The organism is Streptomyces sp. NPDC003016, assembly GCF_053591455.1.
Window position 1 is genome coordinate 76,581 of the sequence record NZ_JBSFTV010000033.1, and the last position, 13,230, is coordinate 89,810.

General features: G+C 73.0%; 10 protein-coding genes. 8 read left to right on the plus strand and 2 right to left on the minus strand.

Translation table 11 applies throughout. The features are described from left to right. Nucleotides 1-80: 80 nt before the first annotated feature. Both ACWDZ4_RS26115 and ACWDZ4_RS26120 read left to right on the plus strand, forming a co-directional pair. Nucleotides 81-791: a ribonuclease HII gene (locus ACWDZ4_RS26115; protein ID WP_451510822.1), complete on the plus strand. Its 711-nt coding sequence runs from the start codon at nt 81-83 to the stop codon at nt 789-791. A gap of 60 nt (nt 792-851) precedes the next feature. Then, nucleotides 852-1,481 (plus strand): hypothetical protein, encoded by a 630-nt coding sequence (locus ACWDZ4_RS26120; RefSeq protein ID WP_451510823.1) that lies wholly within the window; start codon nt 852-854, stop codon nt 1,479-1,481. 75 nt (nt 1,482-1,556) lie between these two features. Here the strand turns inward: ACWDZ4_RS26120 and ACWDZ4_RS26125 are convergent, their stop codons facing one another. Further along, nucleotides 1,557-2,180 carry a hypothetical protein gene (locus ACWDZ4_RS26125; RefSeq protein ID WP_451510824.1) on the minus strand — a complete coding sequence of 208 codons (624 nt, stop codon included), beginning with the start codon at nt 2,178-2,180 and terminating at the stop codon, nt 1,557-1,559. A 218-nt stretch (nt 2,181-2,398) separates the two neighbouring features. After that, nucleotides 2,399-4,561 carry a RecQ family ATP-dependent DNA helicase gene (locus ACWDZ4_RS26130; protein WP_451510825.1) on the minus strand — a complete coding sequence of 721 codons (2,163 nt, stop codon included), beginning with the start codon at nt 4,559-4,561 and terminating at the stop codon, nt 2,399-2,401. A gap of 111 nt (nt 4,562-4,672) precedes the next feature. Here ACWDZ4_RS26130 and ACWDZ4_RS26135 point away from each other — a divergent pair, with 111 nt between their 5' ends. The 6 genes from ACWDZ4_RS26135 to ACWDZ4_RS26160 all read left to right on the plus strand — a co-directional run. Next, nucleotides 4,673-6,010: a DUF4192 domain-containing protein gene (locus ACWDZ4_RS26135; RefSeq protein ID WP_451510826.1), complete on the plus strand. Its 1,338-nt coding sequence runs from the start codon at nt 4,673-4,675 to the stop codon at nt 6,008-6,010. Nucleotides 6,011-6,118: 108 nt separating this feature from the next. Beyond that, nucleotides 6,119-8,125, plus strand: coding sequence for a glycogen debranching N-terminal domain-containing protein (locus tag ACWDZ4_RS26140; RefSeq protein WP_451510827.1), 2,007 nt, complete (start codon nt 6,119-6,121; stop codon nt 8,123-8,125). 99 nt (nt 8,126-8,224) lie between these two features. Beyond that, nucleotides 8,225-8,989 (plus strand): NUDIX hydrolase, encoded by a 765-nt coding sequence (locus tag ACWDZ4_RS26145; protein WP_451510828.1) that lies wholly within the window; start codon nt 8,225-8,227, stop codon nt 8,987-8,989. 115 nt (nt 8,990-9,104) lie between these two features. Continuing rightward, nucleotides 9,105-10,913: an ABC transporter ATP-binding protein gene (locus ACWDZ4_RS26150; protein WP_451510829.1), complete on the plus strand. Its 1,809-nt coding sequence runs from the start codon at nt 9,105-9,107 to the stop codon at nt 10,911-10,913. A 160-nt stretch (nt 10,914-11,073) separates the two neighbouring features. After that, nucleotides 11,074-11,961 (plus strand): FadR/GntR family transcriptional regulator, encoded by an 888-nt coding sequence (locus ACWDZ4_RS26155; protein WP_451510830.1) that lies wholly within the window; start codon nt 11,074-11,076, stop codon nt 11,959-11,961. A gap of 350 nt (nt 11,962-12,311) precedes the next feature. Continuing rightward, the coding region (locus ACWDZ4_RS26160) for a sigma-70 factor domain-containing protein (protein WP_451510831.1) at nt 12,312-13,230 on the plus strand (919 nt) is incomplete at its 3' end.

The following is a 13,230-nucleotide window of genomic DNA, read 5'->3' on the forward strand; positions in this document are numbered from 1 at the left end:
GTCCGTTTCCGTCCTTCGCCGGCCCCGGGTTCAGCCCGGGGTGTCCCGGCGGGCTCCGGCGGCGTAACCTGTCTTGCGCCATGCCGTACGAACCACCCACCCACGCCGTCGAGCGCTCACTGCGCGCCACCACCGGTGCCAAGATCATCGCTGGTGTCGACGAAGTCGGGCGCGGAGCATGGGCCGGACCCGTCACCGTGTGCGCGGCCGTCACCGGTCTGCGCCGCCCGCCCGACGGGCTCACCGACTCCAAACTGATCAGCCCGAAGCGCCGTGCCGAGCTTGCCGCGATCCTCGAAGGATGGGTCACGTCGCACGCCCTCGGACACTCCTCCCCCGAGGAGATCGACGCACTCGGGATGACCGCCGCGCTGCGGCTCGCCGCCGTACGCGCCCTGGAGGCGCTGCCGGTGCGACCGGACGCGGTGATCCTCGACGGGAAGCACGACTATCTCGGGCTGCCCTGGAAGGTCCGTACGGTCGTCAAGGGCGACCAGTCATGCATCGCGGTCGCGGCCGCCTCGGTGATCGCCAAGGTGCGGCGCGACGCGATGATGGCCGAACTGGAGGCGGAGTCCGGGGAATTCGCCGACTTCGCCTTCTCGGCCAACGCGGGCTATCCCTCGCCCGTGCACAAGGCGGCGCTGGCGGAGCGGGGGCCCACCCCGTACCACCGGCTTTCCTGGTCCTATCTCGACGCGCTGCCCCGGTGGCAGCACCTCAAGAAGACCCGGATGCCGGCGGAGGCCGCCGCTCCGGAAAACGGGGGCCAACTCGGCTTCGATTTCTGACCGCACGTATGTGCCTACCCGCTGCTGCGTTTCGCGGCGGCATTTGATAGACATCCACTCATGCCTCTCTCCCCCGAGGAGCCTCAGATTCACGAGAGCGCCCAGGGTCCCCGCGTCACTCCGGCCACCGGCCGTCCCGCGTCGACCCCCCGTCCCGTACCCGGTCCGCGTACCGCGGCCACGCCGCGTCCCGGACGCCCCGTGCCCGGCCCGGCCAGGCCCGCGCCTCCGGCGCAGCGGTCGCACACATCCGGTGGCCGGTCCCCGTCCCCGCGGCAGGAGAATCGTTCCGTGCCGCAGATCCAGCTGATTCCCGCTCCGGCGGACGGCGCGCTCGACGCCGCCGACGAGGCGGTCGACGTGCTGCTCGACTCCGGCCGCGCGCCGGGTGACGTCCTGGTGTTCACCACCGGTGAGCAGCACCCCTGGGCCGCTCACGAGCTGTCCTTCGGCGAAGCCGCCTACTGGGCACAGCACGATGCCCGTGACGACGTCTTCTACGCGGACGCCGCCGCCGCGGAGCGGGCTGCCGCCCGGCCCGTCGTCATCGTCGCGGTCAACGGCGAAGGCGGCACAAGCGACGACGTGCTGACTCGCGCGCTGCCGTCCGCCAAGGCGCGTGCGACCGCTCTGCTGATCGTGTGCGGAGACCCGCAGCGGGTCAACGCGGTGCTCGGCGCGAGCGTCTGAGAGGTACGCCTGCACCGGCCCTGTGCGGTCCGCGAGGCGGGTGAGAGGCGCGCAGGCCGGCGCCGGCGGACCGCTTCAGCGGGCCACCGCCCGCCGCAGCGCTTCCGCCGCCCCGCCGCCCGTGCGCGGTGGGGACGGCTCGGCCTCGGCCTCGGCTTCCGCCAGGCCGGCCGGGTGTGTTCCGGCGCTCGGGCGACGGCCGCCACGGCCCTCGCCGAGCACCTGCCAGCCGCTGTGCGTCAGCGTGATGTACGCGCCGCAGCGCAGCCCGTGCAACGTGCAGGCGTCCCGCAGGCCCCACATCCACGCCCCGTCCTCCTCGGTCCAGCGCTCGTCGCCGTCGCGGCAGTAGAGCAGCACGGCGGTCCGCACGGGCGTGCGCCGGCGCAGATCGTGCGGGATGACGCGGCGCAGGTGCGCGAGCAGGACGTTGCGGAACTCCCAGCCGTCGGCGGGGACGGAGCGCCGGGCGAACGAGGCGCTGGCGGTGAGCCGTTCCTCGGTGTCGAGGACGGCGACCACTGCCGTGGCCGGCGTGGGACGATGCCGCGCGTGCAGTCCGCTGACGACTTCACGCGGATTGCGCAGCAGCGGTATACTGGCGGCCGCCCACTCGGACGGTTCGAGTGTCCGGCCCAGACGGCTGACGGTGTCGGCGGTGTTCAACGAGGCGGCGGACGGAGCGAATCCGAAGGTCACGGTCCTCCCTTCGCATACGCGCCCACAGTGTGGGCAGGGTCGGTTGGGGCGCACCGCGGCACAGCCCTTCCGGTCCACAGGCGGGCCGTGCGGGGGAGCGGTCCAATTCTCGCTGCCCCGTGGGGCATGCGGCAACGAGCAATTGACGCGGCCGACTGAAATCTGCGGGTATGACAGGGATATCCCTGCCCAGGCCGGCCGCGGGCAATGCCTCCCGCTCACGTCCGAACGGCGAGGACCAGTGGGAACACCCCCTCCGCTCCGGCCCGGCGCAGCAGCCTGGCCGCCACCGCGAGCGTCCAGCCGGTGTCCTGGTGATCGTCGACGAGCAGTACCGGGCCACCGGCCGCGGCCAGCGCGGCGGCCAGTCCGGGCGACACCGTCAGGGCCCGGTGAAGGCCCTTCACCCGCTGGGCGCTGTTGGTGTGCGACATCCGCCCGTCCGCTGCCTCGGGGGTGTACTCGACAGTCCCGAGCAGCGGCATTCTGCCCACCTCCGCGATCCGGCCGGCGAGCGACTGGATGAGCGCGGGCCTGCTGTGCGAGGCGACCGTGACCACTCCGACCGGGCGGGCTGCGGCGTCGGAGTCACCGGAAGCCCAGCCTCCGGGGCCCTTCGCCCAGTCGGCCAGCACACTGACCACCGCGTTCGCCACATCGTCCGGCACCGGGCCGTCGGGCGCCTGCGCCGCGAGAAGCGGACGGAGCCTGTTGCCCCAGCCGATGTCCGAGAGCCGCCCCAGCGCCCGTCCGGGGAAGGCCAGTTCACCTTGCGGGATACGCCCCTTGAGATCCACGCCGACCGCGGCGAGACCGGTCGGCCACATCTTGCGCGGCTCCACCTCCACGCCCGGCCTGCCGAGTTCACCGCGCGCCGTGTCCAGGGCCCCCGTGGACACCGCGTCGCCGAACCGGGCCCCCGCGCAGTTGTCGCACCGGCCGCACGGCGCGGCCTCCTCGTCGTCCAACTGGCGCCGCAGGAACTCCATCCGGCAGCCGGTCGTCGTCGCGTAGTCGCGCATGGCCTGCTGCTCGGCGGCGCGCTGCCGGGCGACCCAGGCGTAGCGCTCGGCCTCGTACACCCACGGCTGCCCCGTGGCGGTCCAGCCGCCCTTCACCCTGCGCACCGCGCCGTCCACGTCGAGGACCTTGAGCATCGCCTCCAGGCGGGTACGCCGCAGGTCGACGATCGGCTCCAGCGCGGGCAGCGACAGCGGGCGCCCCGCTGTGGCCAGTGCGTCGAGCGTGCGGCGTACCTGCTCCTCCGGCGGGAAGGCGACGGAGGCGAAGTACTGCCAGATCGCCTCGTCCTCGCGGCCCGGCAGGAGCAGCACTTCGGCGTGGGCCACACCACGGCCCGCGCGTCCCACCTGCTGGTAGTACGCGATGGGGGAGGAGGGCGAACCCAGGTGCACGACGAAACCGAGATCCGGTTTGTCGAAGCCCATGCCCAGCGCGGAGGTGGCGACCAGAGCCTTGACCCGATTGGCGAGCAGGTCCTCCTCGGCCTGCATCCGCTCCGCGTTCTCGGTCCTGCCGGTGTAGGACGCGACGGTGTGGCCGCACTGGCGCAAGTACGCCGTGACCTCCTCGGCGGCGGCGACCGTCAGCGTGTAGACGATCCCGGATCCGGGCAGTTCGCCCAGGTGATCGGCCAGCCAGGCCAAGCGGTGCGCGGCGTCCGGGAGTTGCAGCACTCCCAGGCTGAGGCTCTCCCGGTCCAGCGGGCCGCGCAGCACCAGGGCGTCCGTGTCCGCGCCCGTCCCCAGCTGTTCCGCGACATCGGCGGTCACGCGGGCGTTCGCCGTGGCCGTGGTGGCGAGCACGGGGACTCCCGGCGGAAGCTCGGCGAGCATGGTGCGCAGCCGCCGGTAGTCGGGCCGGAAGTCGTGCCCCCAGTCCGAGATGCAGTGGGCCTCGTCCACCACCAGCAGGCCGGTGGCGGCGGACAGCTTGGGCAGCACCTCGTCGCGGAAGTCGGGATTGTTCAGCCGCTCGGGACTGACCAGCAGCACATCCACCTCGCCGGCCGCGACCTGGGCCTGGACCGTGTCCCACTCCTCCGTGTTGGACGAATTGATCGTCCGCGCGCGGATGCCGGCCCGAGCCGCGGCCTCCACCTGGTTGCGCATGAGCGCGAGGAGCGGGGAAACGATCACTGTGGGCCCGGCGCCGCGCTCGCGCAGCAGGGAGGTGGCGACGAAGTACACGGCGGACTTGCCCCAGCCGGTGCGTTGCACGACCAGGGCCCGGCGCTTGTCGGCGACGAGCGCCTCGATGGCCCGCCACTGGTCCTCGCGCAGCCTGGCGGCGCCGGTGGTGTCTCCGACGAGGCGGGCGAGTACGGAATCGGCCGAGGACCTGAGGTCTGCGTTGGTCATGCCCCCATGCAACCCGATACCTCGGACATTGTGCGAATGAGGCCTCCATCCTGTGGATAAAGTTATCCACAGGGTTGGCGGCGCGGGCGGTTCCTGCGGGAACGTCGAGCCATGAACAACCACCACGAACCCACAGGCCCCTCCGCCGGCGACCAGATCACCCTGCGAGGCCCCGCCGAACTTGCCGACGCCCTCCCGTACCTCATGGGCTTCCACCCGACCGACAGCGTGGTGATGGTCGCGCTGCACGGCCGCAGGGGCCGGTTCGGCGGGCGGCTCAGGCTCGGCATCCCGCGCTCGCCGAGGGAATGGCCGTTCGTCTCCGACCAGCTCGCCGACTGCCTGGTGACAGGCAGCGAGCGCCGGGGAGGCCGTCCCGAGGGCATCGTCGTCTTCCTCTGCCAGGACCCGGCCGAGGGCGAGTCGGGCAGGCAGGTGATGGAGCGGCTGCGCCCCTTCGCGCAACGGCTGCGCACCGCGTGCGGCGCGCTCGACGTCCCCGTGTCCGAAGCGCTGTGCATCTCGGACGGGAGGTACTGGTCCTACTGCTGCCCCGACGAGCGCTGCTGCCCGCCCGACGGGAACGTACTGGCGCTGCCGGGCACTTCGGTGATGGCCGCGGCCGCCGCCTACGCCGGAATCCAAGTGCGCGGCTCCCTGCGGGGGATGGAGGCCAGGCTCGCGCCCCCGCAGCAGCCGGCCGGCCGCGAGCAGGAGCAGGTGCGGGCGCTGGACGCGGCGGGGTTCGCGCTGGTGCCCCGGATCCTCGGCGGCATCGAGCGTGAGCGGGTCTCGGCGGAGACGCTCGCCCTGGCGCGCCGGCTCATGAAGCGTCTCGGCGAGAACGGGCCGGCCACGGCAGGCTGGCCCGACGCGGACGCCGCCGACGACGCCCTCATCGCCCATGACGAGGCTGCGGCCGTCATCCTCGGGCTCCAGGACCGGGAGACCAGGGACCGGGCCGCGGAGTGGATGGAGGGGGCGGACGCCGAACCCGCGCTGCGGCTCTGGCGGGCGCTTGCCCGCCGGTGCGCCGGAGCGTACGAGACCCATGCCGCCGCCCCGCTCACCCTCGCCGGATGGGTCGCCTGGTCGACCGGGGACGAGCCGGGGGCGAGGGTGGCCCTCGACCGTGCCCTGCGGGCCGATCCCGAATACACCTTCGCCCAGCTTCTGCACCAGGCGTGCAACGAGGGCATCGACCCGGAGGGACTGCGGCGCTGTCTGCGGGAGGAGCGCCGGGAGCGGGCGGAGCGCAAACGGCTCCGCCCACGTGTCGTACGCACACGTGCCACCACGCGTTCCGTACGGCCGCAGGCCGCCACCCGGCAGAGTGCCCCGCCCGCCAAGGCGCGGCCCGCCGCCGCCGACGCGCGAGGCCGTACGCGCCGACGGGACAGCCGGCAGGACAGTCGGCGGGACAGCAGGCAGGAGAGGAGCGGGCGATGACGACCGTGACCACGGCGGTGATACGGACGTTCACACGTATGGCGGTACCGCGAACGCCCCGCGCCGTCCCGATCCGCGCGGCTGTCACGAGCGCAGAGGAGGCACCGTATGACCCTCACCGCCCAGTACCCCGCCACCGGGGGAAGACCTCTTGCGGGAGGTGTCCGGCCCTCCGGCGAGCTGCCCTCGGTCCATGCCCTGCTGGTCTGCGCGGACCTGCCCGGGCTCGCGCTCTCCGCGGAACACGGGCAGCTCACCGGCCACGGCCTGGAGGGCTTCTACCGGTCGGGGCGACGGCTGCTCTCCCGCTGTCACCTGCGGGTCGCGGGACGGGAGCCGGTCGCCGTGCAGGGCCGGCTGGTCTCCGCGTCCCGCGCCCGGTTCGTGGGGGTGGTGCGCCTCCCGGCCGGTACGGGACCGGACCCCGAGATCTCCGTGGAGCGGCTGCGGCACGCCGGGGGCACGGAGCGGATCGTCCTGCGCAGCTCGGCGGGGCGCGTCGTGCGGCTCCGCGTGGAGATCGGGCTCGGCACCGACCTCGCGGATCTGGGCGCTGTCGCCGCGGGCCGCTCGGGGCCCGACCTGCCCGCCGGCGTCCATGCCTCGGGCATGCGCTGGTCGGACGCGGGAGCCCAGGCCGTGGTCACCGCCGACCCGCCTCCCGAGGACGCGATCGCCTCCGCCGGTCTGCTGCGCTGGGAGATCGAGCTGCTGCCCGGTGCCTCGCGCACCATCGAGCTGCGGATCCGTGCGGAGCGTGGTGCCCGGCCGCTCGCGAAGACCGGAACGGGCCCGTTCTCCGAGGCGGCGGCGGAGGGGGACGATCCGCGGGTGCGGGAGCTGTTGCGGACCAGCCTCGACGATCTGCGGGCCCTGCTGATGCGTGATCCGCGCAATCCTGCGGACGTGTACCTGGCGGCGGGGGTGCCCTGGCGCTGCGGACTCGCGCCCGCCGAGGCGTTGTGGGCGGCGCGTATGACACTGCCGCTCGGCACTCGGCTTGCGGCCACGACGCTGCGCACCCTCGCCCGTACCCAGCTGCCGGGCCCGGGGCCCGACCAGGGCCGGCTTCCGGGCCCGCTCAGGGACGCCGGCCCGCACCTCCCGCCCAGCTGCACGGGGGTGGAGGCGACGCTGGCCTTCCCCGTGGTGCTCGCGGAGGCGAGACGGTGGGGGCTGGCGGAGCAGGATCTGGAGGAGCTGCTGCCCGTGGCCGAACGTTGTCTGCTCTGGCTGCGCAGAGCCGCGGGCGACGACGGCTGTCTGGGCGAACGGGGCCCCCGGGGGCCCCGGCGCGCTGAGACCCAGGCCCACGCCCACCGTGCGGCGGTGCTCGGCGCCGACCTGCTGGCCGAGTGCGGTCGCCCGGGAGCCCAAGGATGGCGCGAGTGGGCGGGCAGGCTGCGTCGTACGTTCCAGGAGGACTTCTGGATCGACGACCGTGCGGGAGGCAGGCCGGCGGCGGCCCGTACGGCGGGGGGACGGGTCGTCCCGCACCTCGGCGGCTCCGCCGCGCACCTCCTGGACACCGGCCTGCTCGGCGCCGGGCGACAGGCGCCCGGCCTGTTGGACAAGATGCAGACCGAGCAGGTGGCGAGGCTGCTGGGCGGCCCCGCGATGGACTCGGGCTGGGGGCTGCGCAGCCTCGGCGCCAAGGAGAGCGGCCACAACCCCTTCGGTCACCGCGGCGGCGCGGTGCGCGTCCACGAAACGGCCGTCGCCGTCGCGGGACTCGCGGCGGCCGGATACGAGAGGGAGGCGGCGGCCCTGCTGCGCGGCGTCCTCGACGCCGCGGGAGCCTTCGGCAACCGGCTGCCCGAGATGTACGCGGGCGAGCAGCGCACCGCGGACAGCCTTCCCGTGCCGCACCCGGCCGCGTGCCGCCCCGCGGCGGTGGCGGCCGCGGCCGGTGTCCACCTGCTCACCACGCTCGTGGGCATCCGCCCGGACGCCCCCGCCGGCGCGGTGGCGCTGGCCCCGGTGCGCAGTGCGCCGCTCGGGGCCGTGCAGTTGTCCGGACTGCGCGTGGCAGGGGAGCCCTTCGCCGTACGGATCAGCAGGCTGGGCCTCGGCATGGTCGAGGAAGCCGCCGGAACACTCCAGCTGGGAGGCTGAACCGTGGATGCCGGAGAGCGGCGCGAAGAAGGCGGCGCGGACCGCGACTTCACCGGCAGGAGGACTGTTTATCGTCAGGCAGACGACTATGATCACGGCATGTCGCCCTACGACCCATCGGCCTTTCCTCCCTTCGCCGTCACCGTGGATCTGGTCGTGCTCACCGTGCGCCGTCACGCACTCTGCGCACTGGTCGTACGCCGGGGCGAGCAGCCCTATCAGGGCCGGTGGGCACTGCCCGGCGGCTTTGTCCGGCCGGAGGAGGACCTCGGCGCGGCGGCGGCACGCGAGCTCGCCGAGGAGACCGGACTGTGCGCGCACGACCCCGGCACCCCCTCGCTCGGCAACGGGGCGCACCTGGAGCAGCTCGCCACGTACGGGGACCCCGGACGGGACCCCCGGATGCGGGTGGTGAGCGTGGCTTATCTGGTGCTCGCACCGGATCTCCCCGCTCCGCGGGCGGGCGGCGACGCGCACAGCGTGCGCTGGGCACCGGTGGAGGCCCTGCTCGGCCAGGAGGATGACCAGAGCCGTGAGGACGAGCCTCCGGCCCCGCTCGCCTTCGACCATGCCCAGATCCTCGCGGACGGCGTGGAGCGCGCCCGCTCCAAAATCGAGTACTCGTCGCTCGCCACCGCCTTCTGCCCCCCGGAGTTCACGGTCGGCGAGCTGCGCCGGGTGTACGAAGCCGTCTGGGGCGTCGCGCTCGATCCCCGCAACTTCCACCGCAAGGTCACCGGCACCCCCGGTTTCCTCGTCCCCTCGGGTGGGACCACGACCCGGCAGGGCGGCCGGCCCGCGCAGCTGTTCCGGGCGGGCGGGGCGACGCTGCTCAATCCGCCGATGCTGCGCCCCGAGGTCTGACACCCGTGGTCTGACACCCGCAGTTGCTTCGCTGCGCCAGAAGTCGGATATATCGCGTTATCTTGCTGCAGTACCGCCCTGCCGCCGAGCGGTCTCCCCTTCCGCGAGAGAAGCGATGCTCCAGGCCATCGGACTCACCAGCGCCCCCCGCCGAAAACTCCCGCCCGTCGTGGACGACCTGACCTTCGAGGCGCGGCCGGGGCAGGTCACGGCCCTCCTCGGTGCCGCCGGATCCGGCAAGACCACGGTGCTCAGGCTGATGCTCGGCCTGGAACCCGGCCGTGGCGTCACGTACTTCCGCGGGCACCCCCTCCACCGGATCACCCACCCCGCCCGCGAGATCGGGGCGCTCCTCGGCGACGTACCGGGCCACCCCGCCCGTACCGCCCGCGGTCAGCTCCGCATGCTCTGCGCCGCGGCCGGCGTGCCCGCCGGCCGCGCGAACGACATGCTCGATCTCGTCGGTCTGGCCGACCTCGGCGACCAGCGTCTCAGCACGCTCTCCCGCGGCATGGACCGCCGGCTCGGGCTCGCCTCCGCCCTGCTGGGAGACCCGCACGCCCTCCTCCTCGACGAGCCGGCCGACGGCCTGTCCCCGCGCGAGAACAGCTGGGTGTACGGACTGCTGCGCGGCCACGCGGCCCGAGGCGGCACCGTGCTGTACACCACGCGCGACGCCAAGGAGGCCGCCCGTACCGCCGACCGGGTCGTCACCATCGACGACGGCCGCCTCGTCGCGGACCAGGAGGCGGCCGAGTTCGCCAGGACCAGACTCCGCCCCCGTGTCGCCGTCAGGACCCCGCACGCCGCCCGTCTCGGCGTCCTCGTCGCCCGCGAGGCCCGCGCGGCCCGGCGTTCCGTCGAGGTCGTCACCGAGGGGGGCAGCCATCTCTCCGTCTACGGCAGCGACTGCGCGCAGATCGGCGAGACCGCCTTCCGGCACGGCATCCCGGTCCACCGGCTCGCCGACGAGATCGGCGACACCGGACCTGCCCCCGCCCCGGAGCGGCCGGTCGTGGCCTCTTCCCCGGCCGCTTCCGGAGGTGGCGAAAGCGAGGCGGAGGGCCCCGCCACGTCGCCGGGATCCGCCCCGGCGCCAGGACCCGCCACGGTGCCGGAACCGCCCTTGCCACCGCTGCCCCTGCGCCCGGCGCGCAGCCCGCTCCACCCCCTGCGCTACGAACTGCACCGCCTCCTCGGTACGAGGACCGCCCTCCTGACCGCGACCACCGTCCTCGTCGCGTCCGTGGTGATCTCCGTGCTGCTCGCGCGCCGGGGCAGCGCCACCCTGCCCGGCCTTCTCGCCGCCTGGCCGGACATCCTGCCCCTGCCGCCCGCAGCGTTCGGCGCCGGGCTGCTCGGCGCGATCGCCTTCGGCGAGGAGTTCCGCTACCCCGCCCTCGCCGCCGCCCGCGGCACGGTCCCCCGCCGCGTCGGGCTGCTCCTGGCCAAGCTGATCGTCTCCGCCGCCACCGCGCTGCTCCTGGGGGCGCTCGTCGTGGTGGCCGACGCCGAGGCGCTGCGGCTGGTGTACGGCGAAGACTTGCTGCGCGTACCGGAGAAGTGGGCCTCCATGGCGGCGAGTTGGTCCGGCCTGACCGTCGGCTGCGCCTGGGCCGGACTGCTGGGCGCCGGCGTCTTCCGCGCGACGGCCCCCGGAGTGGCCGCGGTGCTCGCCGTACCGGTCCTGGTGGCGCCGGTCGCGCAGCAGATGGTCCTGACCCCGTCCGTGCGTTCGGTGGCCGGACTCCCGGGCAGGCTGCGCGAAGTGGCGTGGCTGCAGTGGCCGCACGAGATCGACCGGTGGCTGGTGGCCGCGGTGAGGGTCGCGGCCCAACCCGTCGGCACCGCGCTGGCGTTGTCGCTGTGTGCCCTTCTCTGCGCGTATCTGTTCGTCGGTTTTCGCCGCAGCGTCCATTGGTGATCGACTTGTGCGGTGAAGGCCACCAACGACGCGCAACTCCCCTGAGAACGCCCGGGTATTTCCGATAAGTCGTCAATTACAGGGTGGGCGACGATCACCCTTTCGTGTGCTTTTCACCAAAGACCTCAAGGGGTGCGGAAGTCACGCCGACAAAAGATCCGTGAGTACCCTTGCGCACACCATGATGACCGCCGCCCGCTCCGCCGATTCAGGCCTCGCCGGGCCGGGTGAACTCGACCGCTACCCCTACACGGAGGCGCCGGGCACCGACCGCGTCGGCATGCCCTCCTGGGACGGGGGAGACCCGGATCTGGGCCGGGTGGGCCGCCGTTCGGCGGGCAGCCGGGGCCGCGGGCTCCACGGCCAACTCGTCCAGCAGCTCGGCCAGATGATCGTCTCCGGCGACCTGGGTGCCGACCGCCCGCTCGTCCCCGAGGAGATCGGCCAGCGCTTCGAGGTCTCCCGCACCGTCGTGCGCGAATCCCTGCGCGTACTTGAGGCGAAAGGCCTGGTCAGTGCCCGTCCCAACGTCGGCACCCGGGTCCGCCCCGTCAGTGACTGGAACCTGCTGGACCCCGACATCATCGAGTGGCGGGCCTTCGGTCCGCAGCGCGACGACCAACGCCGCGAACTCGGCGAACTGCGGTGGATGATCGAGCCGCTCGCGGCCCGCCTCGCGGTCGGCCACGGACGCGACGACCTCCAGCAGCGCCTCGGTGACATGGTCGAGATCATGGGCCATGCCCTTACTCAGGGCGACTCCCTGACGTTCTCCCGGGCCGACGCCGAATTCCACTCGCTCATCATCCAGCTCGCGGGCAACCGCATGCTCGAACACCTTTCCGGCATCGTTTCCGCCGCCCTTCAGGTGTCCGGCGGGTCCCTCATCGGCTGTGACCGTCCGACCGAGGCGGCTCTCGTCCACCACTCCCGCATCGTGGACGCGCTCGCCGCGGGCGACGCCATGGCCGCCGAGACCGCCATGCGTCAACTGCTCACCACCCACCCGGAAGTGGAGCGTGTGGTGCCGGCGCCGCGCGAGCACTGATCACGGACCAGGGCCGGGGTGTGTGCCTTGCGGCCCGACTGCGCTGACGAACTTCGTGTCGCCGGATCCGATGGGTCCGGCGACACGCCTGTGAGCCGGTGTTCCCCCCGTTCCTCCCCGCTCCGTACGGCGTGTGACTCGAGCCACGCAGATTGGGCGTAACACTCCTCGGAACTGTGCGATGACCTAAGAGGTGACAGCCGAAGAGGGAATACAGCCGCTGAACCTGGCGCTGTAACCAGTCCGAGGTTCAACCTGCGCCGTCGGTACATCCCCAGCCGATGTCGTCGGTCGTGGCCCGTACTCAGGGCGAGGCCGGAAGCCGTTTCCATCGTTCCGAGAGGTTGTTCGTGTCGGCCAGCACATCCCGTACGCTCCCGCCGGAGATCGCCGAGTCCGAGTCTGTGATGGCGCTTATCGAGCGGGGAAAGGCTGATGGGCAGATCGCGGGCGATGACGTGCGCCAGGCATTCTTGGCCGACCAGATTCCCTCGGCCCAGTGGAAGAACGTTCTGCGCAGCCTCAACCAGATCCTCGAGGAAGAGGGTGTGACGCTGATGGTCACTGCCGCGGAGCCGCCCAAGCGCCCCCGCAAGAGCGTCGCGGCGAAGAGCCCGGTCAAGCGCACCGCCACCAAGTCCGTCGCGGACCGGGCGACCCCCGCGAAGACGGTCGCCGCCACCGCCGCTCCGGCGTCCGAGGCCGTGGACGCGGTGGCCGACGGGGTCATCACGCCCGAGGACGTCGCCACGCCAGGGCCGGAGAAGAAGGCCGCCGCCAAGAAGACCGCCGCGAAGAAGACCGCCGCGAAGAAGGCGGCCACCAAGAAGGCATCCGCCAAGAAGGACGCCGCCGGGGCCGCCGACGGCGAGGACTCCACCGAGGAGACCCCGGCCAAGGCGGGCGCCGACGAAGAGGAAGAGGGCGGGGAGAAGGGCTTCGTTCTCTCCGACGAGGACGAGGACGACGCGCCCGCGCAGCAGGTCGCTGTCGCCGGCGCCACCGCCGACCCCGTCAAGGACTACCTCAAGCAGATCGGCAAGGTTCCCCTCCTCAACGCCGAGCAGGAGGTGGAGCTCGCCAAGCGCATCGAGGCGGGCCTGTTCGCCGAGGACAAGCTGGCCAACAGCGACAAGCTCGCGCCGAAGCTCAAGCGCGAGCTGGAGATCATCGCCGAGGACGGCCGCCGCGCCAAGAACCACCTGCTGGAGGCCAACCTCCGCCTCGTGGTCTCGCTGGCCAAGCGCTACACCGGCCGCGGCATGCTCT

Excerpts from the sequence above, each read along its gene's own strand:
- ACWDZ4_RS26135 (WP_451510826.1), top strand. The coding sequence starts at position 4,673 with ATGAACAACCACCACGAACCCACAGGCCCCTCCGCCGGCGACCAGATC.
- ACWDZ4_RS26120 (WP_451510823.1), top strand. The coding sequence starts at position 852 with ATGCCTCTCTCCCCCGAGGAGCCTCAGATTCACGAGAGCGCCCAGGGT.
- ACWDZ4_RS26145 (WP_451510828.1), top strand. The coding sequence starts at position 8,225 with ATGTCGCCCTACGACCCATCGGCCTTTCCTCCCTTCGCCGTCACCGTG.
- ACWDZ4_RS26150 (WP_451510829.1), top strand. The coding sequence starts at position 9,105 with ATGCTCCAGGCCATCGGACTCACCAGCGCCCCCCGCCGAAAACTCCCG.
- ACWDZ4_RS26140 (WP_451510827.1), top strand. The coding sequence starts at position 6,119 with ATGACCCTCACCGCCCAGTACCCCGCCACCGGGGGAAGACCTCTTGCG.
- ACWDZ4_RS26130 (WP_451510825.1), bottom strand. The coding sequence starts at position 4,561 with ATGACCAACGCAGACCTCAGGTCCTCGGCCGATTCCGTACTCGCCCGC.
- ACWDZ4_RS26115 (WP_451510822.1), top strand. The coding sequence starts at position 81 with ATGCCGTACGAACCACCCACCCACGCCGTCGAGCGCTCACTGCGCGCC.